This is a genomic window from Haematobacter sp., from assembly GCF_032102465.1.
Classification (GTDB): Bacteria; Pseudomonadota; Alphaproteobacteria; order Rhodobacterales; family Rhodobacteraceae; genus Haematobacter.
In genome coordinates this window covers 97,193-117,893 of the sequence record NZ_DAMDHB010000009.1, presented here as the reverse complement: position 1 = coordinate 117,893, position 20,701 = coordinate 97,193, and the positions used below count along the sequence as shown (strand labels likewise).

Sequence of the window (20,701 nt, the reverse complement as noted above, 5' to 3'; positions counted from 1 at the left end):
CGCGCGCTTGACGAAGGCGCGGGCGAGGAGGCCGGGCCGCTCTCGTGGCGGGGGCTCCTCCTCATAGCGCGGCTCGGCTCGGAGCGTGGCGGCGGCAACCATCGGCTGGGGAGCGGACCAGGCGTCCTGCGGCTCCGCCTGCCGTGTCACGCGGCCTGCCGGAGCGGCGAGCGCCGCCTCCCGCTTCTCCCGTCGCTTCTCGGCGGCCGTCTGCACGGCGGACTGGGCGGCGGACTGCGCCACACGGAATGCCCCATTCGCGCTCCGGCCCGCCCCGTTCATCAGCCGGTCGTAGCCGGTGACCAGCCCGCGGGCGAGAAACCGCGACAGCCCCCGCAGCTCCGCGCGGTCGAAGCCCAGCACGTAAAGCCCGAAGGCCACTGCGGCGATGAAGCTCAGCAGCGACATCATCTTCAGCCCGAAGCCCGCGCTCAGCGGGGCCACGCCCAGAAGCGCACCAAGGATCGTATCGCCGAACAGCCCGCCCAGACCGAAGGAATGGCCCCAGTCGTGCGAGGGCACCAGCGTAGAGGCATAGACCGACACCAGCGCCGCCGAGATCGGCACGAAGACCGAACGGTTCAGCGCCCGATCCTCCCCCCGGTGGGTGATGAACCGCAGACCCCAGACCACGAAGGCGATGGACAGCGCCCATGCCCCATAGCCTGCGATCACGATCAGCGGCGAGGCGATGGAGGCCCCCGTCCGGCCCAGCAGGTTCTGCGCAGGTTCGTCGGTGGCGGACATCCAGCTCGGATCGTCGGCATGGTAGGAACCGATCATCATGCCGATCAGCACCCCGACCAAGACCAGCAGCACGCCGATCAGCTCCTTGCCGCGCCGTTCGAGCGCCGCCTGCGTGGAGGAGTCGAACAGCGGGTCGCGTTGTCTCATCTGATAGGAAGCCATCCCTCACCTCACCCGTAGAGACAGTCGCGGAGCCGGATCAGGCCGCGCTGCAATTCGTCCTTCGGCGCGACCAGCGCCACGCGGATGTATCCCTTGCCGGGGTTTCCGCCGTCCGTATCGCGGCTGAGATAGGCGCCCGGCAGCACGCGGACGCCCGTCTGCGTCCAGAGCTTCAGCGCCGCCGCCTCCCCATCATCCACCGGGAGCCACAGGAAGAACCCGCCCTCTGGCGGCTGGTAGCCCTGCGCCCCGGCAAAGACCTCATCGGCGAGGGCGTATTTCTCGGCGTAAAGCGCCTGGTTGGCGATCACATGCACCTCGTCCGACCAGGCACGGGCCGAAACGGCCTGTATCGGCAGCGGCACGGGCGCGCCGTTGTAGCTGCGGAGCTGCTTGATCCGCGCGATCGTCTCGGGCCCCCCCGCGACGAAGCCCGAGCGGGCTCCGGGCAGGTTCGACCGCTTGGAAAGGGAGTTGAACACGACCAGCCGTTCCGGGTCGGCCCCGGTGCGCATCAGTGCCTCCAGCGCGCCGGGCGGGGGCGCTGTCCGCCAGATCTCGGAATAGCATTCGTCGGCGAAGATCTTGAAATCGTGCTTCTCGGCCAGCGCGAGCAGCTCCGTCCAGTAGTCGAGCGAGGCGACGGCGCCCTGCGGGTTGGCGGGTGAGCAGAGATAGGCGACTGTCACCCTGTCCAGCGTCTCCGCCGGAAGGGCGGCATAGTCGGGCAGGAAGCTGGTCGCGGCGGTCGCGGGGACAAAGACCGGATCGGCCTCGGAGGCGACGGCGGCCACGGCATAGACCTGATAGAACGGGTTCGGCATCAGCACCAGCGGCCTCCGCCCGTCCTTCTGCTCCGGCGAAACGGCCAGGCAGGCGTTGAACAGCGCCTCCCGCGAGCCGTTGACGTTGCAGATCTGCGTCGCGGGGTCGAGCACCGCACCATAACGCCGCTCCAGCCAGCCGGAGATCGCGGCACGCAGTTCCGGCGTGCCCTCGTTCGGCGGATAGCGGTTGAAGCCCGCCAGATTGGCCGTGAGCACCTCTCCCACCCAGTCGGGGAAGGGGTGCGTGGGTTCACCGATCGTCATGGACACGGGTTCTCCCCCGGCCGCATGATGGTCGAGAAGCGCGCGCAGGCGCGGGAAGGCGTACTCCGGCAAAGCCGCGAACCGCTCGGGAAACTTCATACTGCTGCCTCGTCTCGGGGTCGTGGCGCCCCGTTCGCCATGACAATAGCCGGGAGCGGGACGGCGGTCCAGAAAAACGCATCACCCTCCGCGGCTTGTCGCGGAGGGTGTGACATGGGGTCGGAAAGCGTCACGCGCCGGCGAGCGCCGCCTCCGCCGCGATGCCGAGGCGGAGCAGCCGCTCCTCCCCCATCGGCTGGCCGAGCAGTTGCAGCCCGGCAGAGGGCACGCCCGTCGGCAGCGTGAGCGCGGACAGCCCGAACAGGTTGCCGATTTGGGTGTTGCGGAGCGCGAGCAGGTTCTCCGTTACGTAATAATCGCTGTCGCTCATCAGCCGATCCGCCTCGGGCGGCAGGATGGGCGAAGTCGGCGTCAGCACGGCGTCATAGCCCGCCGTCACCTCCCGCCAGCGTTTCCGCAGCGCGGTCTGCCGGCGCATGGCGGCCACGTAATCCGCGCCATTGGTCTTCGCGCCGCCCCGGAACCGGTCGAGAATCCGGGAAAACATCTTGTCCGGCGCGGCCTCGATGGCTTCGCGCCAGATCGCATAGGCTTCGGTCGCGAACAGGATGCCGGAGAGCGCGGCCGCTTCCGCCACCTCCGGGATCCGGCCGCGCTCGATCCGCGCCCCCGCGGCCTCCAGCACCTTCAGCCCGTGCTCGAACCCGCGCATGGGCGCCTCGCGCACGTCATCCAGAGCCAGCGTCTCCAGCACGAGGAACCGCGTTCCCTCCAGCGTGGCGCCCCGCAGATCGGCGGGCCTGCGCCCCTCCAGCGCCGCGAGGATCAGCCCCGCATCCTCCACCGAGCGGGTGAGCGGCCCCACAGTGTCCAGCGTCTCGCAGAGCGGCACGGCCCCTTGCAGCGACAGCCGCCCATGCGTGGTCTTGAGGCCGACGAGATCGTTCCAAGCCGCCGGAAGCCGCACCGAACCGCCCGTATCCGACCCGATGGCCGCGGGGGCGAGACCGAAGGCCACGGAGGCCGCCGCCCCGGAGGAAGACCCGCCCGGCACCGCCTTCGGATCGTTCGCATTGGGCGGCGTCGCCGTCACCGGGTTGAGGCCCAGCCCGGAGAATGCCAGTTCCGACATATGCGTCTTGCCAAGGCACGCCAGCCCCGCCTCCGTCGCGTCGATCAGCACCTCCGCATCCCGGTCCGGCACGCGGCCCGCAAGAAGGGCGGACCCTGCCTCCGTCGCCACGCCCGCCGTGTCGAACAGGTCTTTCCAGGACACCGGAACACCGTCCAGCAACCCGCGCCGCTGGCCCGCCTTCTGGCGCACATAGGCGGCCTCCGCCTCCGCCATGGCACGGTCCGGGGTGACGCGGGCATAGATCCGGTCGCGTTCGGGATGGGCGGCGATGGCGTCAAGATAGGCGCGCGTCACCTCTCGCGGGTCGATCTGCCCGCCGTCGATCCCGCGTCCCAGATCGGCAGCCGTCATCCAGAGCCAGTCCTCGTTCATCCCTCAATCCCCGCCGTTCCATGAATCGGCGGGAGGCTAGCCCTCCCTTGCCGCATGGACAATCCCGCCCGGAACGTTAGTTTCCCACCCGTGTCCCGATGCGTGCGGCGGGGCGAAAGGACGGACCATGCAGATCGACAGCGACATCGCCATCGTGGGCGGCGGCCTCAACGGGCCGGCCCTCGCCCTCGCGCTTTCCGGGGCGGGCTTTTCCGTGACGCTGATCGATGCGGGCCCCGCGGGCGCGCGGGGACAGGCGGGGTTCGACGGGCGGGCCTATTCGCTCGCCGCGGCATCGCAGAAGCTGCTGACCGTGCTTGGCGTGTGGGAGCAGGTGGCGGAGAGCCAGCCGATCCTCGACGTCGTTGCCAGTCAGGGCCGCGCGGGAGAGGGCGCTGCGCCCTTCTTCCTGCATTTCGACCATGCGGAACTGGATGACGGGCCGATGGGCTGGATGGTGGAGGATCGCCACCTGTCGGCCGCCCTTTCCACCGTTCTGGGCGACACTCCCGCGATTCGGCGGATCAGCGACACCGCCGTGACAGATCAGGAGGTCGGCCCGGCGGGGGTCACGCTCACCCTGTCCACCGGCACCACGATCACCGCGCGGCTGGCCGTGGGTTGCGACGGGCGGCGGAGCGGTGTGGCGGAGCGGGCGGGCATCCACCGCAGCGGCTGGTCCTACGATCAGACCGCGCTGGTCTGTGCCGTGACGCATGACCATCCCCATCAGGGCGCCGCGCATCAGTTCTTCATGCCGGGCGGGCCGCTTGCCATCCTGCCCCTGCCGGGCGGACATCGGTCCTCCATCGTCTGGAGCCTGCCCACGCGGGAGGCCGAGGCGCTGAAGGCGCGGGACGATGCCGCCTTCCTTGAAGTCCTGCGCCCGGCCTTCGGAGACTTTCTCGGGGAGATCGCGCTCGCGGGCGGGCGATTCTCCTATCCGCTGAGCCTTTCGCTCGCCGATCACTACGTCCGCCCCCGCCTCGCACTCGCGGGGGACGCGGCGCATGGGGTGCATCCGCTGGCGGGTCAGGGGTTGAACATCGGGCTGCGCGATGTCGCGGCGCTGGCCGAGGTGCTGGCGGAAGCGCATCGGCGGGGCGAGGATCCGGGCACGCTCCCGGTGCTCAGACGCTATGAACGCTGGCGGCGGTTCGATGCAACGGCGCTGGCGCTTGGCATGGATGGGATGAACCGGTTGTTTTCAAACGGAAATCCGCTGCTATCCGCCATGCGCGGGGCGGGAATGGGCATGGTTCAGGCACTCCCGCCCCTCCGCCGCGCCTTCATGCGTGAAGCGGCAGGTCTGGGTGGCGAAACGCCCCGCCTGCTTCGCGGCCTTCCGGCATGATGCCCGTCTGATACTTCATCCGAGAGGAGGAAGCGTCGAGGAGGAAGCGTCTGGGGTGCGGCCTTGCCATCCGCTGTGGCGGAACGGCCGAGGGGAAAGAGAGCGTCCGGAGTTCGGCTGCGCCATCCGCTGTAACCGAACGGCCGAGGCCAGGGTCCGGGGGGCGACCGCGCCGTCCGCTGTGGCGGAACGGTCGAGGCGAGGAAGAGCGTTCGGGGCGCGACCGTGCCATCCACTGTGACTGGAAAGGAGGGCGTCCCGGGGTGCGGCCGCGGTGTCCCGTGGTGGCGGAACGGTCGAGGGCAAGGAGGGCGTCCGGGGTTCGGCTGCGCCCTCCGCTGTAACCGAACGGCCGAGGCGAGGGTCCGGGGAGCGACCGTCCCATCTGCTGTGGCGGAACAGTCGAGGGGAAGGAGATCGCGCGTGGCATCCACCGCGGCCGAACAGTGCGCCGCGCCGGTGTAGCCGGACCCTGTCGCCCGGCCCGCTTCCGGCAGCGGCGTCAGACCGAAGGATGCGCGGCGGCCCTCGCCAAAGCTTCTATCCCCGCCCAGTCGCCAGCAGCCACCTTGTCGGCCGGAACGACCCAGCTTCCCCCGCAGCAGACCACGTTCGGCAGTTCGAGATAACGGGGCAGGTTGGCCGGGGTGATGCCGCCCGTCGGGCAGAAATGCGCGGCAGGCAGAGGCGAGGCGAGCGATTTGAGGAAGGGAACGCCACCGGCGGGTTCCGCAGGGAAGAACTTCATCGTGGTATAGCCGCGCTCCAGCAGGGCCATGACCTCGCTCGCCGTGGAGGCGCCGGGGAGGAGCGGCAGTTCCGCTTCCTCGCAAGCCTCAAGGATGCTGTCCGTCGCGCCGGGAGACACCCCGAAGGTCGCGCCCGCGTCCTTGGCCCGCAACACATCCTCCCGGCGGAGCAGGGTGCCCGCGCCGACGATCCCGCCCTGCACCTTCGCCATCGCGCGGATCGCATCCAGCGCCGCGGGGGTGCGCAGCGTCACCTCCAGCACCGGGAGGCCGCCTGCGACCAGTGCCTCCGCCATCGGAACGGCGGTGGCCGCATCCTCGATCAGGATGACCGGGATGACAGGCGCGCTCCGGCAGATTTCCAGTGTCCGGCGGCTGGCCTCGGCGGGCGAAAGGCTCAACCGTTGGCCTCGCGGATGCGGTCGGCGGCCTCCTGATCGAAGGCAACCCCCTTGGCGGTGAGAAGCTGGTCAAGCTCGCCCGACAGGGTCATCTCCGTCACGATATCGCAGCCGCCGACGAACTCACCCTTCACATAAAGCTGCGGGATGGTCGGCCAGTCGGAGAAATCCTTGATCCCCTGACGGATGTCCGCCTCGGCCAGCACATTCACGTCGGTATAGTCGATGCCCATGTAGTTCAGCACACCCGCGACGCGGGAGGAGAACCCGCATTGCGGCATCGACTTTGTCCCCTTCATGAAGAGCACGACGTCATGGCTGTCGACCAGATTGCGGATCTGGTCCTGAACGGGGGAGGAGGCTGTGTCGCTCATCTCGGTCCTCATAGCTAGGGGTTGGGCGGGCCTGTGCCCGCAAGATCAGTCCGGTGCCTTGGTCGTCAGCGCCAGCGCGTGAAGCTCGCCATGCGCCCCGTCCATCCGGCCCTTCAGCGCAGCATAGACCGCGCGTTGCTGCTGGACGCGGTTCAGCCCGCGAAAGCTCTCGTCGATCACCTCCGCCGCGAAATGGTTCCCGTCCCCGGCGAGATCGGTGATCGCGATCCTGGCTTCGGGGAACGTTTCCCGCAGCAGGTTTTCGATATCCTGGGCTTCCATCGGCATGAAGGGGCTCGTCGTCCTGTTTCCGTTTTCCAAGATGTAATCCGCCCACCCCCGGCCTGCAAGCTTTGGCCAGCGGGGATGGGCAGATAGCCTGGGCCGGATGGCCTCGGCGATGGCTTCAGGCAGCAGCCTCAGGCAGCGACGGCCTTTTCGAAAGCGGAGCGGTAAAGGGCGGAAAGCTCCGCCAGCGGGGCTGACGAATGGCCCATGCGGAACTCGCTGCCCGTGAAGCGGCCGACCCGCTCGGCCGGAACGCCTGCGGCCGTTGCTGCGTGAAGCAGCGCATCGGCAGCCTCATCGGTGCAGGCGAGCAGGTAGCGCGCCTGATCCTCGCCGAACAGCGCCGGGATTTCCGCCGTCTCCAGCGCCAGACCCACGCCGGCGCCCTCCGCCATCTCGAAGGCGGCGAGGGCCAGACCACCGTCCGACAGGTCGGAGGCCGCCGTCACCAGCGCGCGGTTCGCCCGGAGAAAATCACCGTTCCGCCGCTCCGCCACGAGATCGACCGGCGGCGCGTCGCCGGCCTCTATGCCAAAGGCTTCCACCGCCAGCGCGGACTGGCCGAGATGCCCCGCTGTCTCGCCGATCAGAACGGCGACCATGCCCTCGGCAGGGCGGCCCGCGATCAGGTTTGCCACATCGTCGATCAGCCCGACCGCGCCGATGGTCGGCGTCGGCAGGATCCCCGCGCCGTCGGTTTCGTTGTAAAGCGACACGTTGCCCGAGACGATGGGGAAGTCGAGCGCGCGGCAGGCCTCGCCTATGCCGCGGATCGCGCCGACGAACTGGCCCATGATCTCCGGCTTCTCCGGGTTGCCGAAGTTCAGGTTGTCTGTCGCGGCGAGCGGCAGGGCGCCGGTCGCCGTCAGGTTCCGCCAGGCTTCCGCCACCGCCTGCCGGCCACCCTCCACCGGGTTCGCCTTCACATAGCGCGGCGTCACGTCGGAGGTGAAGGCCAGCGCCTTCTGCGTGCCATGCACCCGCACAACGCCCGCGCCAAGACCGGGGGAGCGGACGGTATCGGCCATGACCATGCTGTCATACTGCTCCCATACCCATTGCTTGCGGGCATGGTTGGGCGAGCCGATGAGCGCCTTCAGCCCCTCGATGGGGTCGATGTCGGGCAAGTCGCCCAGCGGCGCGGCGGCAGGCGTCGCCACCCAGGGACGGTCGTATTCCGGCGCGGAGGAGGCGAGTTTGGAGAGCGGCAGGTCCGCCTTCACCTCGTTGCCGTGCAGGATGAGGAAGCGGTCCTCCGGGATCGTCTCGCCCACGATGGCGAAGTCGAGATCCCATTTGTCGAAGATCGCCTTCGCCTCCGCTTCCTTCTCGGGGAGCAGCACCATGAGCATCCGCTCCTGAGATTCCGACAGCATCATCTCGTAGGCGGTCATGTTGGCTTCGCGCTGCGGCACGGCGTCCAGCGTCAGCCGGATGCCGAGGCCCCCCTTGTCGCCCATCTCCACCGCCGAGCAGGTCAGCCCCGCCGCGCCCATGTCCTGAATGGAGATCACGGCGCCGGTCTTCATCAGTTCGAGACAGGCTTCCAGCAGGCGCTTTTCGGTGAAGGGGTCGCCGACCTGCACGGTGGGGCGCTTTTCCTCGATCGTGTCGTCGAATTCCGCGCTGGCCATGGTGGCGCCGCCAACCCCGTCACGCCCGGTCTTCGCGCCCAGATAGACGACCGGCATCCCCACGCCGGAGGCGGCGGAGTAGAAGATCTTGTCCGCATCGGCCAGCCCGGCGGCAAAGGCATTGACCAGACAGTTGCCGTTGTAGGCGCGGTGGAACCGCACCTCTCCTCCCACCGTCGGCACGCCGAAGGCATTGCCGTAGCCGCCGACGCCCTCCACCACGCCCTTGACCAGATGCGCGGTCTTGGGATGCGAGGGTTCGCCGAAGGAGAGCGCATTCATCGCCGCGATGGGGCGCGCGCCCATGGTGAAGACATCGCGCAGGATACCGCCCACGCCGGTCGCCGCACCCTGATAGGGCTCGATGTAGGACGGGTGGTTGTGGCTCTCCATCTTGAAGACCACGGCCTGACCATCGCCGATGTCCACCACGCCTGCGTTCTCTCCGGGGCCGCAGATCACCTGCGGGCCGGTGGTCGGCAGCGTGCGGAGCCATTTCTTCGACGACTTGTAGGAGCAGTGCTCGTTCCACATGGCGGAGAAGATGCCCAGCTCCGTGAAGGTCGGCGCGCGGCCGATGATCTCGAGGATGCTGTCGTATTCGTCCGGCTTCAGCCCGTGCGCGGCGATCAGGTCGGGAGTGATCTTGGGCTCGTCCATTGGCGGTCTCCGGGAGATTTGGCGGGGATGGAAGATATGGGCGCTTCCTTAAGCGATGACACCCCCGCCGGAAAGGTGGGAATGCAGGGGCGGCCATGCAGGAAGCGGCGGGATTTCGTGCAAGGGCAGGTCCGGCTGCCCTATTCTTCGGCGTTGCGGCGCAAGATGGGCGAAAACCAAAAAAAAGGCCGAGCAAAAGCTCGGCCCAAGTCCAACAGGGAGGTAAAGGAACAGCAGAAACTGCCGCGCCTTCGAGAGATCATCTATGCCCCGCACGCCGGGGTATCAAGGCCGGGAGCCCTGCGCATCCTGCAACCCTGACATGTGTCATGGGTATGGCAGGCATCTTCAGGCATCGATTTCCTCTTCCTGAAGCTTCTTGCGATGCTGGAAAATCTCCTCCAGCACGAAATCCCGGAACGCGGCGACCCGCTTGGAATGGCGAAGCTCCTCGGGATAGGCGAGAAAGACCGGCACCTCGCCGCTGTCCACATCGGGCAGCACCCGCACGAGCGAAGGGTCCGATTCGACCACGTAATGCGGCAGCACCCCGATGCCGAGGTTGTTGCGCACCGCCTGAAGCACCCCGAAGTAGTTGTTCACGTGCAGCGTCGCGCCGGGCTCATAGGTGGTGAGCATCTGGATGAGGTTCTTGCCCGCCGTGACCTGCGGGGTGGACGCGCTCTGGCAGATGAGCCGATGCTCCTTCAGCTCCGATAGCTGCGTGGGCGTGCCGTGCTTCTCCAGATATTCCGGGCTGGCGTAAAGGCGGATGTTCACGCTCATCAGCCGCTTGCGGATGAGGTCGGCCTGCGTCGGCTCCTTCAGGCGGATGGCCACGTCGGCCTCCCGCATCGGCAGGTCCAGAACGCGCTCCTCGAGGATAAGGTCGATCTTCAGGTCGGGATACTTGTCATAGAGCGCGGCCAGCCGCGGCGCGAGCCAGATGGTGCCGAACCCGGTCGTGGTCGTCACCCGCAGCTCGCCATATACCTCGTCCGAGGAATCCCGGATCCGGGCGGCGGCGGCGTCCAGCCGCTTGACCATCGCATCGGTGGCCTCGAACAGCAGTTCCCCCTGTTCGGTGAGGATCAGGCCGCGCGCATGGCGGTGGAACAGGGTGGCGTTGAGGCTCTCCTCCAGCGCGCGGATCTGACGGCTCACCGCAGACTGGCTCAAGTGCAACGTCTCGCCCGCATGGGTAAGGCTTCCCGCATCGGCCACCGCGTGGAAGATGCGCAGCTTGTCCCAGTCCATTTTTCACGCCCTCGTTCTGACAGGTCCCATATAAAATCGAATGCCAGCCATGCAACAGGTGCAAGCCGCGTCGCAGCGTCTTTCGCCGCCAAAGTGGCGCGGCGGAGCGTTCATCTGCCGCTCTGCGGCGTATATGCCCGCATTTTCGGCGCATTGTGGCGGACAGCGATGCTGCATCGCAGCGAAATGGCGCCGATGGATTTTCCCCACCCATCCGCTTAAGCAGTGGGTCTGCGAGTCGGAGGTGTGGGAATGGCGGTCGGAGTGTTTGATTCGGGGCTTGGCGGCCTGACCGTGCTCGACGCCGTGGCCCGCCGCCTGCCGGATGTTCCTTTCGTCTATCTGGGTGACAATGCCCATGCGCCCTACGGCGTGCGGACGCCGGACGACATCTTCAACCTGACCTGCCGGTCCGTGGAGCGGCTGTGGGAGGAGGGCTGCGATCTGGTGATTCTCGCCTGCAACACCGCGTCCGCCGCCGCGCTCCGCCGGATGCAGGAGACATGGATGCCTGCCGACAAGCGGGTGCTGGGCGTCTTCGTGCCGCTGATCGAGGCGCTGACGGAGCGGCAATGGGGCGACAACTCCCCCCCGAGGGAGGTGGCCGTGCAGCACGTCGCGCTGTTCGCCACGCCTGCCACAGTCTCCTCCCGCGCGTTTCAGCGCGAACTGGCCTTTCGCGCCATCGGCGTGGATGTGGAAGCCCAGCCCTGCGCGGGTGTCGTGGACGCGATCGAGCAGGGGGACGAGATGCTGGCGGAGGCGCTCGTCCATTCCCATGTGGAGGCACTCAAACGCCGCATGCCGCGCCCGCAGGCCGCCATCCTCGGCTGCACCCACTATCCGCTTCTGGAGCGCGTGTTCCGCGAGGCGCTGGGGCCGGAAGTGAAGGTCTATTCACAGGCCGACATCGTGGCGGAAAGTCTCGCCGATTATCTCTCCCGCCATGCCGACATGCGGGGCAGGGGCGGGATATCGCGCTTCCTGACCACGGGCGATCCCGTCGCCGTCTCCCACAAGGCCACCCAGTTCCTCCGACGCCGTCTTGAGTTCGAGGCCGCGTAACGGGTCGTTAACCCATTAATATCGAATAGATATTCCATGCCCCGCCCCTTGCGCCTTCGCGTGGCCGGGACGATCTTCCTGGCTTCCATCACAGGGGATCGACGATGCGTTTCACCTCAGGGCGTTTCACCTCAAGGGCGGTCCACCGCCTTTTCTGCCTCGCCGCGGCGGGGGGATTTCTGGCCTGTCCGGCCGCAGCCGCGACCTTGAGCGAAGCCGATGTCGGGATGTTCAGCCACGACTGGTCAAGCCCCAGCATCATCTCGGGCGTGTCCGGGGTCACGGGCACGACGGGCGACGGCTACGACATGTTCCGCTTCGATCTGCCCGCTGGCCCGCGTGAGCTGACGATCAGCTTTTCGGCCGGGTCGCGCATGGGCTATTCCTACTCCGCCGGGTCCACGCTGATGTACTCGCTGACGGGGTTTCCATGGGGCTGGTCCGGGGCGACGCTCGGCACCGTCCAGATAGACTGGAACCAGCAGGCGGACCGCCTCCTCCAGCTCTCGCTGGACGAGGCGTTCGAGGGCACGCTCTACCTCGCGCTCTACAACACCCACGGCGCGATGGACTATGCGATCAACGGGCTGATGGCCCCCACGACGGGTCGCGTTCAGGCGGAGGTTCCCGCCGCCGTTCCGCTTCCGGCAGGCCTCGCGCTGCTCGGCTCCGTGCTAGGCGCGGGCGGCCTTTTTGCGCTTCGCCGGAGGCGCGACGCAGCGGCTTCTTGACCTTGGGGGTGGCGCGGTCGAAAAGGGGGCCGCTGAAGGGGCCGGTCGAGAGTGTCCGGCCCCGATCGTCCATGCAAGAGGGAACCCGTCCGATGACCCTTTCCGTCGCCATCCTTGGTGCGTCCGGCTACACCGGAGCGGAACTTGTCCGCCTGATCGCCACGCATCCCGAGCTGCGTATCGCCGCGCTCACCGGCGACCGAAAGGCCGGCATGTCCATGGGCGACGTGTTTCCCTTCCTGCGCCACATGAACCTCCCCGATCTGGAGAAGATCGAGGATGTGGATTTCGCGACGGTGGACCTGTGCTTCTGTGCGCTGCCCCATGCCACGTCGCAGGCCGTCATCAGCGCGCTTCCGCGCGATCTGAAGATCGTCGATCTTTCCGCCGATTTCCGGCTTCGCGATCCGGCGGAATACGAGAAATGGTATGGCAAGCCGCATGCCGCCGTGGAGCTTCAGAAGGAGGCCGTCTATGGCCTCACCGAATTCTACCGTGACGACATCCGGGGGGCGCGTCTCGTCGCAGGCACCGGCTGCAACGCCGCGACCGGCCAGTATGCCCTCCGCCCGCTGATCGAGGCCGGGGTGATCGACTTTGACGATATCCTGATCGACCTGAAGGCAGGCGTCTCCGGCGCCGGGCGCAGCCTGAAGGAGCCGAACCTTCACGCGGAATTGTCCGAAGGCGCGCATCCCTATTCCGCGGGTGGCACACATCGCCATCTGGGCGAGTTCGATCAGGAATTCTCCAAGGCCGCGGGCCGCCCGGTCCGGGTGCAGTTCACGCCGCATCTGCTGCCGATGAACCGCGGCATCCTCGCCAATGTCTATGTGAAGGGCGATCCGCAGGCGGTGCACCGGGCGCTGGCGGAGCGTTATGCGGCGGAGCCGTTCCTGCACGTGCTGCCCTTCGGTTCCTTGCCCTCCACCCGGCATGTGCGCGGCAGCAACTATGTCCATATCGGCGTCATCGGCGACCGCATTCCCGGCCGCGCCATGGTCGTCGCGGCGCTTGACAACCTTGCCAAGGGGTCGTCTGGTCAGGCGATCCAGAATGCGAACCTGATGCTGGGAGTGGAGGAGACGGCGGGGCTGACACTGGCTCCCGTCTTCCCGTAAGGGGGCCGGATGAGGGGGCTGAAGAAAAAGCGCAGGATTCAGGTGATCCTCGTAGCGGTGGTGGCGCTGGCGCTCTCCACCGCCATGATCGGTTACGCGATGCGTGACGGGATCAACTTCTTCCGCTCGCCCAGTCAGGTGGTGGAGGCGCCGCCCGGCCCCAGCGAGGTGTTCCGCATCGGTGGTCTGGTGGAAAAGGGCAGCCTCATCCGGGGGGAGGGCACGACGGTGAGCTTCCGCGTCACGGATGGCGGCGCTTCGGTGCCCGTGACATTCACCGGCGTCCTTCCAGACCTGTTCGGCGAGGATGAGGGCATGGTCGGCATGGGCAGGCTTGTCGGCGGTGTCTTCGAGGCGAGCGAAATCCTCGCCAAGCACGATGAGACCTATATGCCGAAAGAGGTCGTGGACGCGCTCAAGGAACAGGGCGTTTACAAGGATCCGGGCGCGAGCTGACCCATCGGAGGGTCGGGCGCGTACCGACTTCAGCGGGTCTGGTCTGGCCGGACCTGCCTGCCCGACGATCGGCCCTGCTTCCCCTCCATCGCAACCTTCCCGCTGCACTGGCATTGGCCCTGCCGGGCCATACACGGCGTCCTTGTCCGCGCCGGTTTCCCAGACTGTTCCGGCGATCCCGTCCCCGAATGCTGAAAAGGTCCTGAAGTGTCAGGCCTATCTGCCGGAAGCGGAAAATCGGCCCGGAAACGCCCGAAACTCTATCGATTTCCGGCTGGATTTCGTCAGATGGCGAACGATTTCCGCGCCAACACGGGCCAAAAAGCCTTTTTCAGCAGCCTGCTAGCGGTCAGCGGAACCTCCACCCTGCCATGCACCGCGAACCTCGGGGATTGCCCGAATGCCCCTGCTGAACCGCCACCTCCGGCCCGCACCATGCGGCACCCATGCAACGCACGGTGCCCAAACCTCACCTTAGATCTCCCTGGCCATGATGCCCCGATCAGAGCAACCGCTCAGAAAGGGACTGTCATGCCGCCGAGCCGCCATCTGTCGATCCGCCGCGTCGCGGAGGAAATCGTCCTGCGCGAAGGTGGCTATGTCAACGACCCCGACGATCCGGGCGGGGCCACGAACCTTGGCATCACGCTCAAAACCCTGCGGGGGCTGGGGCTGGACATCGACGGAGATGGGCGGGTAACGGAGAATGACCTGCTGGCGCTTACCCCGCCGATGGCCACGGACATCTACCTTGAGCACTACTGGCGCAGGCCGCGGCTCGACCTGCTGCCCGGCGCGCTTCAGCCGCCGGTTTTCGACATGCGCGTCCATTCCGGCGATACCGCCGTGCGTCTGTTGCAGGAGATGCTGGGCCGTCTGGGCCAGCCCTGCGCTGTGGACGGTATCGTCGGTCCGCAGACAGCCGCCGCCACCCGCCGCGCCGCTCGTCAGGCGGGGGAGGACCGGCTGGCGGAAAGCTATGGTATCGCGCGGCGCGATTATTACTATCGCCTCGCCGACAGGCGGCCCGCCAGCCGCAAATATTGCCTGCGCCGCGACGGGGGCAAGGGCGGCTGGATCGTCCGGGCGGAGGCGTTCCTGCCCGCGGCGCTGCATTACACCCCGGCCCAGCATCGCGCACGGGTGTCGGCATGGCTCTGACGCCCCGCGCAGGGCTGCGGGCGGTGGAGGCGCTGGGGGCGGCCGCCGCGCTCTTCGGTCAGATCGCCGCACGGGCGGCCGAACGGGGGGAGGATGTCCTGCTGCGCAAGCCGGGGGAACTTTCGCGCTATGACCGGATCGTCGATGGGCTGAACCGCCTGCCGCGCCCGCTTCTCGCGCTCGGAACGATCGGCCTGTTCATCCATGCGATGACGGATCCGGAAGCCTTCGCGCGGCGCATGACGGGTCTCGCTGCCGTGCCGGAGCCGCTGTGGTGGCTGCTGGGGGCGGTCGTGTCCTTCCACTTCGGCGCGCGCGAGGCGCATTATCTCCGCTCCTCCCGCCCCGCTCCGCCAAATGATGAGGGCTGACAGTGCGAGGGCCGGGGGATGCCACCGGGAAGCATGGACAAGCCCCTTCCCCTGCCATCCCGCCGAAGTCTCCGCCCGTGCAAGAGCTGCATGCGGCCCTTCCCGTTGTGGCGGTGCAAAACCGGGTTGGCAGGCTCCTGAAGACGTTCTGAACCGTCGTGTTCATGCTTTGGAAATCGGGAAATGCGGCCCGGCAGTGATCCGAAATGTGCAGATTTCCGGCTGGATTTAGTCAGACCGTGACCGATTTCCGCTCCGGCACAGACCTGAAGCCTTTCTCGGCAGCCTGTCAGGCGGTCAATGAATTGGGGGCGAACTGACCTGCCGAAATTCCGCTTGGTGTTTGCTGAAGCGCCATTCGGAGGGAGGGATTGGGGACAGTTTTACGGAGTCTGGCTCCCCCCGGTGGCCTCTCCCTCCCGCGACATCACTCCCGCGACATCACTGCCGCGCGACCAGACTTCCGGGGGATTGGCGCGGCTGCGGACAGGGCATATGATCGGCAGCATGTTTGTAGAGCTTGGCCACTTCGCCCTCATCCTCGCCTTCATGGTGGCCATCCTGCAGATGGTCGTCCCCTTCGTGGGCGCGCAGAAGGGTTGGCGTGCGTGGATGGCGGTGGGGGAGCCTGCCGCCTCGGCGCAGTTCCTGCTGCTCGCCTTCTCCTTCGCCGCCCTGACCTATGCCTTCGTGACCTCGGATTTCTCGGTGCGGCTGGTGGTTGCCAATTCGCATACCGACAAGCCGATGCTCTACAAGGTCGCGGGCGTCTGGGGCAATCATGAGGGGTCGATGCTCCTCTGGGTGCTGATCCTTGCGCTGTTCGGGGCCTGCGCGGGCTGGTTCGGCGGCAATCTGCCCGACCGGCTCCGTGCGCGGGTTCTTTCGGTGCAGGCGGCGATCGGCGTGGCCTTTCTCGCCTTCATCCTCTTCACCTCGAACCCGTTCCTGCGCCTTGCGGTGCCGCCCTTCAACGGGACGGACCTGAACCCGCTCTTGCAGGATCCGGGCCTCGCCTTCCATCCGCCCTTCCTCTACCTTGGCTATGTCGGGCTCTCCATGTCCTTCTCCTTCGCCGTCGCCGCGATGATCGAGGGCAAGGTAGATGCCGCCTGGGCGCGCTGGGTCCGGCCCTGGACGCTGGCCGCATGGCTTTTCCTGACCATCGGCATCGCGCTCGGAAGCTGGTGGGCCTATTACGAACTGGGGTGGGGCGGCTTCTGGTTCTGGGATCCGGTGGAGAACGCCTCCTTCATGCCGTGGCTGATCGCCGCCGCGCTGCTGCATTCCGCCATCGTGGTGGAAAAGCGGGAGGCCCTGAAAAGCTGGACGATCCTGCTCGCGATCCTCGCCTTCGGTTTCTCGCTCGTTGGCACCTTCATCGTGCGGTCCGGTGTGATCACCTCCGTCCATGCCTTTGCGTCGGATCCGACACGGGGCGTGTTCATCCTCGCCATCCTCGCGGTATTCGTGGGCGGTGCGCTCACCCTCTACGCCGCGCGGGCAGGGTCGATGCAGGCCAAGGGCATCTTCAGCCTCGTCAGCCGTGAATCCGCGCTGGTGGCCAATAACATCCTGCTGGCCGTCGCGGCCTTCGTGGTGTTCATCGGAACGATCTGGCCGTTGGTGGCGGAGCTTGCCTTCGGGCGCGTCCTTTCCGTCGGGCCGCCGTTCTTCGACGCCGCCTTCACCCCCTTCATGATCGTGCTGGCGCTAATCCTGCCGGCAGGCGCCCTCCTGCCGTGGAAGCGGGGAGAGATGCGGCGCGTCCTGCTTCCGCTGCGGGGCGCGCTGGCGCTGTCCGTGGCCATCGGGCTGCTGGTCTATGCGGTGCAGTCCGGGCATTCCGCGCTGGGGCCGATCGGCGTGGCGCTGGGCGTCTGGCTCATTCTCGGCGCGGGTGTGGACCTGTGGCAGCGCACGGGGCGGGAAGGGATCCGCCGCCGCCTTGGCCGCCTGACCCGCCTGCCGCGTGCCGACTGGGGCCGGGCGGTCGCGCATGGCGGCCTTGGCGTGACGTTCATCGGCATTGCCGCGATGCTCGCGTGGAATGTGGAAGATATCCGCGTCGTCCAGACGGGCGAAAGCTTTGAGGTCGGGCAATATACCATCACGCTCGACGGCGTCCGGCGGGTGCAGGGGCCCAACTTCCAGTCCACGACCGCCGATATGACGGTGCGGGAGGGGGGGCGTTTCATCGCCACCATGCACCCGGAGAAACGCTTCTACCCCGTCGCCGGAATGCCCACCACGGAGGCGGCGATCCACAACGGCTTCCTGCGCGACATCTACCTGGTCATCGGGGATCCGCAGACGGGGGGCGGCTGGGCCGTCCGCAGCTACATCAAGCCCTTTGCCAACTGGATCTGGGGCGGCGCCATCCTGATGTCTCTGGGCGGTTTGCTCAGCCTCACGGACCGGCGCTACCGCGTCGCGGCGGGGGCGCGACGGCAATCCCCGGCGGTGCAGGTCGCGGCGGAATGAGGGTTCTGCGCCTGCTGGTCGCGGTCCTGCTCCTTGCCGGTCCCGCCTTCGCCGTTCAGCCGGACGAGATGCTGTCCGATCCGGGGCTGGAGGCCCGGGCGCGGCACATCAGCCAGGGTCTCCGCTGCACCCAGTGCCGGAACGAGAATATCGACGAGTCGAATGCCGGCATCGCCCGCGACCTGCGCCTTCTGGTGCGGGAGCGGCTTCTGGCGGGCGAAAGCGACGCGCGAGTCATCGATTATGTCGTTGACCGCTACGGGGAATTCGTGCTGCTCCAGCCGACGGTGACCGGCATGAACTGGGTGCTGTGGCTTGCCGGCCCGGTGATGCTGCTGGCGGCGGGGGGCATCGCCTTTGCCTATGTCCGCCGCCGTGACTCCAGCCGGGAACAGCCCGAGCCGCTGACCGAGGCGGAGGCGGAGAAGGTGCGCCGCATCCTTGGAGAGTAGCGCCGGGTGACGCAAGGTTGGCCCTTCCGCGGGGCCTTGGCGTGGCTATGCTCCTTTGGCAAAGGGAGGCACTCATGACCTACGAAACCATTCTCTGGCACCAGCACGACGGTGTGGGCGTCATCACGCTGAACGATCCGCGTGCGATGAATGCGCTTTCCTCCCGCATGAGGAGCGAAATCCGCCGCGCGGTGCAGGAAGCGCCCTCCCTCGGTGCGCGGGTGCTGGTTCTGACGGGCGAGGGGCGGGCCTTCTGTTCGGGGCAGAACCTGACGGAGAGCGGTGATGGCCCGATGGATCTCGGCCGCGTTCTGCGCGAGGAATATGAGCCGATGCTGCGCGCCATCGCGGATTGTCCGGTCCCGGTGATCGCTGCGGTGAACGGCGTCGCTGCGGGTGCGGGGGCCAATCTCGCTTTGGCGGCCGATGTGGTGATCGCGGCGGAAAGCGCGGTGTTTCTGCAGGCGTTCACCCGTATCGGGCTGATCCCGGATGCGGGCGGCACCTATTTCCTTCCCCGGCAGATCGGTTTCGCCCGTGCGATGGGGGCCATGCTCTTTGCCGATCCGGTCCCGGCGCGCAAGGCGGCCGACTGGGGCATGATCTGGGAAGCGGTGCCGGATGAGGAGTTCCGCTCGCACTGGGAGCGCCGCGCCATGCAGCTCGCCCTCGGCCCGAGCGCCGCTTTCGGCGCGGTCAAGCAGGCGCTGCGCCAGAGTCTCGACAACGACCTTCCCGCGCAACTTGCGCTGGAGGCGGAGCTGCAGGCGGCCTGCGGCAGGACAGCCGATTTCGTGGAGGGTGTTGCCGCCTTCCGGGAAAAGCGGCAACCGGTCTTCCGCGGCGCGTGAGCGAGCGCCGGGCAAGTGTGACGGGGAAAGGTGACGGAGGAACCGGCGCAGTTCTACAGCCGTCCTCTAGCAGGCTGCCGAAAACGGCTTTTTGGGCTGTGTTGGAGCGGAAATCGTTCGTAATCTGACGAAATCCAGCCGGAGATCTATATACTTCATACTTCCGGGCGTTTCGGGCCGATTTTCCGATTTCCGGCACATCTCCATGACATTTCAGAACTTTTTCAGCAGCCTGCTAGCGGACTGCCGAAAAAGTCGGGCCTCTCCCCGGGCTTACGCCCAGAGCAAATCTGTTCGGGCACGCGCCAAAACTTGCGGTTTCCGGGGCGTTCCTCACCAATGTGAGGAACGCCCCCGGGGGCAACCCCGGAACGCTTTTTCAGCAGCCTGTTGGCGGGGCCTACAGCCCCTCCAGCACCAGCGGCACGCTCACCGTTCCGCCGCCGCCCGGATGCGGGGGCAGGTTCGGCAGCCGTTGTGCATGGGCATTCAGCGACTGGTCGAGCCGCGCATCCCCGGTGGAACCACGCAGCGACACGGCAGTGATCCGCCCGCCTGCATCATGCTGAATGGTCATCATGACGGTCAGCGGCCTGCGGCTGGTGTTCCGCCACCGTTTCATGTGCCGAGCAACAACGGCATAGGCCCGGTCGCGCCACTTCTGCTCGACCTGTGCATTGCTGGCGCCCTGCGCGGCGCGGGGTGCGGCGGCAGCTTCGGCACGCGGGGCCTCTACACGGGGCGGGACCTGTGTCTGCGGGGCGGGTGGCCGCGTGGTTGTGGCCTGACGGCGCTGTGGCCGCGGCGGGGGGGGTGAGGAGACCTGAGGCAAGGCGACCTCCGCCTGCTCGGCGACCGTGGGCAGTTCCTCCACCGGCTCGGGCGGGGGCGGCTCATCCATGATGGGCTGCGTATCGGGCGGAGTGATGTCCGGCGGCGGTGTCATCTCCGCCTGCTGGATCGGGTCGGTCACGGGGTCGGGCATGTCCTCCGCCTCGATCTCCTCCGGGGCCTGCGGCAGGTCGGGCGCGGCCTGCATCGCCATGGGGGAGTCGTCGGAGACCAGATCCTCCGGCGCGGCGAACATCTCCGGCGCGATGTCGATCACATAGGTTTCGGGCATGCCCGGCGGCGGCGGCGCGGTATGGTTCAGAAGATAGGCCGCGGCAGCCATGTGGACGCCGAGCACCAGCACCGCGCCCCCGGCCCAGAGCGACACTTCACCCAGCCGACGACCCGTTCCGATGGTGTCGGTCCAGTCGACATGGGCAGCGGTCATGGCTGCAACCCCGCGGGCGGTGTCGCAAAACTCTCCAGCCCGACCAGCGCGATCTTGAGATACCCCGCCTCGCGCAGCTTGTTCATCACTTCCATCAGGTCGCCATAGGCCACCGTCTTGTCGGCGCGCAGGAACACCCGCTGCTCGTGATCGCCGCCCGTGAACGTGTCCAGCGCCGCTTTCAGCCCGTCCTCCGTCACCGGATCGTTGCCGATCGACAGGCCGAGGTCCGACCCCACGGTGACGTAGAGCGGCTTGTCCGGCCGTTGTGCGGGCTGGGCGGTGGAGGCGGGCAGGTCAACCTTCACATCCACCGTGGCCAGCGGTGCGGCCACCATGAAGATGATGAGCAGTACGAGCATCACGTCGATGAACGGCGTGACGTTGATCTCATGCGCTTCGGGAAGGTCGTCGCCCTGATTTTCGCGGATGCCGCCTGCCATGGT

General features: G+C 67.4%; 21 protein-coding genes. 11 read left to right on the top strand and 10 right to left on the bottom strand.

Annotated features, from left to right (window positions below; genetic code table 11):
• The 3 genes from RT513_RS08455 to RT513_RS08445 form a co-directional block, all read right to left on the bottom strand.
• Positions 1–894: DNA translocase FtsK 4TM domain-containing protein (locus tag RT513_RS08455; RefSeq protein ID WP_313533879.1), on the bottom strand; the 894-nt coding region annotated here is incomplete at its 3' end.
• A 23-nt stretch (positions 895–917) separates the two neighbouring features.
• The gene (locus tag RT513_RS08450) at positions 918–2,099 is read right to left on the bottom strand and encodes an aminotransferase class I/II-fold pyridoxal phosphate-dependent enzyme (protein WP_290685254.1); all 1,182 of its coding nucleotides are present in this window, start codon (positions 2,097–2,099) and stop codon (positions 918–920) included.
• Between the two features lie 130 nt (positions 2,100–2,229).
• Positions 2,230–3,567 (bottom strand): amidase, encoded by a 1,338-nt coding sequence (locus RT513_RS08445; protein WP_290685252.1) that lies wholly within the window; start codon positions 3,565–3,567, stop codon positions 2,230–2,232.
• 127 nt (positions 3,568–3,694) lie between these two features.
• Between RT513_RS08445 and RT513_RS08440 the strand changes: the two genes are divergently transcribed.
• Positions 3,695–4,921, top strand: a complete 1,227-nt coding sequence (locus RT513_RS08440) for a UbiH/UbiF/VisC/COQ6 family ubiquinone biosynthesis hydroxylase (RefSeq protein WP_088214758.1) — start codon at positions 3,695–3,697, stop codon at positions 4,919–4,921.
• Between the two features lie 502 nt (positions 4,922–5,423).
• Here the strand turns inward: RT513_RS08440 and RT513_RS08435 are convergent.
• The 4 genes from RT513_RS08435 to purL form a co-directional block, all read right to left on the bottom strand.
• A complete protein-coding gene (locus RT513_RS08435; protein WP_290685249.1) occupies positions 5,424–6,071 on the bottom strand; it encodes a bifunctional 4-hydroxy-2-oxoglutarate aldolase/2-dehydro-3-deoxy-phosphogluconate aldolase in 648 nt (215 codons plus the stop codon).
• Positions 6,068–6,445 (bottom strand): Grx4 family monothiol glutaredoxin, encoded by a 378-nt coding sequence (gene grxD / locus RT513_RS08430; protein ID WP_088214760.1) that lies wholly within the window; start codon positions 6,443–6,445, stop codon positions 6,068–6,070. The genes RT513_RS08435 and grxD overlap by 4 nt, the downstream gene beginning before the upstream one ends.
• Before the next feature lie 45 nt (positions 6,446–6,490).
• Positions 6,491–6,733 carry a BolA/IbaG family iron-sulfur metabolism protein gene (locus RT513_RS08425; protein ID WP_088214761.1) on the bottom strand — a complete coding sequence of 81 codons (243 nt, stop codon included), beginning with the start codon at positions 6,731–6,733 and terminating at the stop codon, positions 6,491–6,493.
• Positions 6,734–6,864: 131 nt separating this feature from the next.
• Positions 6,865–9,027, bottom strand: coding sequence for a phosphoribosylformylglycinamidine synthase subunit PurL (gene purL / locus RT513_RS08420; RefSeq protein ID WP_290685245.1), 2,163 nt, complete (start codon positions 9,025–9,027; stop codon positions 6,865–6,867).
• Between the two features lie 27 nt (positions 9,028–9,054).
• On the opposite strand from purL, the gene RT513_RS08415 reads away from it, so the two are divergent.
• The gene (locus RT513_RS08415) at positions 9,055–9,348 is read left to right on the top strand and encodes a hypothetical protein (protein WP_290685243.1); all 294 of its coding nucleotides are present in this window, start codon (positions 9,055–9,057) and stop codon (positions 9,346–9,348) included.
• 27 nt (positions 9,349–9,375) lie between these two features.
• Here the strand turns inward: RT513_RS08415 and RT513_RS08410 are convergent, their stop codons facing one another.
• Positions 9,376–10,284 carry a LysR family transcriptional regulator gene (locus tag RT513_RS08410; protein WP_035744132.1) on the bottom strand — a complete coding sequence of 303 codons (909 nt, stop codon included), beginning with the start codon at positions 10,282–10,284 and terminating at the stop codon, positions 9,376–9,378.
• Positions 10,285–10,536: 252 nt separating this feature from the next.
• Here RT513_RS08410 and RT513_RS08405 point away from each other — a divergent pair, with 252 nt between their 5' ends.
• The 9 genes from RT513_RS08405 (at position 10,537) to RT513_RS08365 (ending at position 18,976) form a co-directional block, all read left to right on the top strand.
• Entirely contained in the window at positions 10,537–11,349 is an 813-nt protein-coding gene (locus RT513_RS08405) for a glutamate racemase (protein ID WP_290685239.1), read from the top strand.
• 104 nt (positions 11,350–11,453) lie between these two features.
• A complete protein-coding gene (locus RT513_RS08400) occupies positions 11,454–12,080 on the top strand; it encodes a hypothetical protein (protein WP_290685237.1) in 627 nt (208 codons plus the stop codon).
• A 92-nt stretch (positions 12,081–12,172) separates the two neighbouring features.
• Positions 12,173–13,201: an N-acetyl-gamma-glutamyl-phosphate reductase gene (argC, locus tag RT513_RS08395; RefSeq protein ID WP_290685235.1), complete on the top strand. Its 1,029-nt coding sequence runs from the start codon at positions 12,173–12,175 to the stop codon at positions 13,199–13,201.
• Positions 13,202–13,210: 9 nt separating this feature from the next.
• The gene (gene ccmE, locus RT513_RS08390; RefSeq protein ID WP_088214767.1) at positions 13,211–13,657 is read left to right on the top strand and encodes a cytochrome c maturation protein CcmE; all 447 of its coding nucleotides are present in this window, start codon (positions 13,211–13,213) and stop codon (positions 13,655–13,657) included.
• 531 nt (positions 13,658–14,188) lie between these two features.
• On the top strand, positions 14,189–14,818 hold the full coding sequence (locus RT513_RS08385) for a holin-associated N-acetylmuramidase (protein WP_290685232.1): 630 nt from the start codon (positions 14,189–14,191) through the stop codon (positions 14,816–14,818).
• Positions 14,809–15,189, top strand: coding sequence for a holin family protein (locus RT513_RS20820; RefSeq protein WP_088214769.1), 381 nt, complete (start codon positions 14,809–14,811; stop codon positions 15,187–15,189). The genes RT513_RS08385 and RT513_RS20820 overlap by 10 nt, the downstream gene beginning before the upstream one ends.
• A 507-nt stretch (positions 15,190–15,696) precedes the next feature.
• Positions 15,697–17,673 carry a heme lyase CcmF/NrfE family subunit gene (locus tag RT513_RS08375; protein ID WP_088215021.1) on the top strand — a complete coding sequence of 659 codons (1,977 nt, stop codon included), beginning with the start codon at positions 15,697–15,699 and terminating at the stop codon, positions 17,671–17,673.
• On the top strand, positions 17,670–18,125 hold the full coding sequence (locus tag RT513_RS08370) for a cytochrome c-type biogenesis protein (protein WP_088214770.1): 456 nt from the start codon (positions 17,670–17,672) through the stop codon (positions 18,123–18,125). Before RT513_RS08375 ends, RT513_RS08370 begins: the two co-directional genes overlap by 4 nt.
• Positions 18,126–18,199: 74 nt before the next feature.
• On the top strand, positions 18,200–18,976 hold the full coding sequence (locus tag RT513_RS08365) for an enoyl-CoA hydratase-related protein (protein ID WP_088214771.1): 777 nt from the start codon (positions 18,200–18,202) through the stop codon (positions 18,974–18,976).
• A gap of 400 nt (positions 18,977–19,376) precedes the next feature.
• Here the strand turns inward: RT513_RS08365 and RT513_RS08360 are convergent, their stop codons facing one another.
• Entirely contained in the window at positions 19,377–20,255 is an 879-nt protein-coding gene (locus RT513_RS08360) for an energy transducer TonB (RefSeq protein WP_290685228.1), read from the bottom strand.
• A complete protein-coding gene (gene exbD, locus RT513_RS08355) occupies positions 20,252–20,698 on the bottom strand; it encodes a TonB system transport protein ExbD (RefSeq protein WP_035713151.1) in 447 nt (148 codons plus the stop codon). Before exbD ends, RT513_RS08360 begins: the two co-directional genes overlap by 4 nt.
• Between the last annotated feature and the right edge of the window lie 3 nt (positions 20,699–20,701).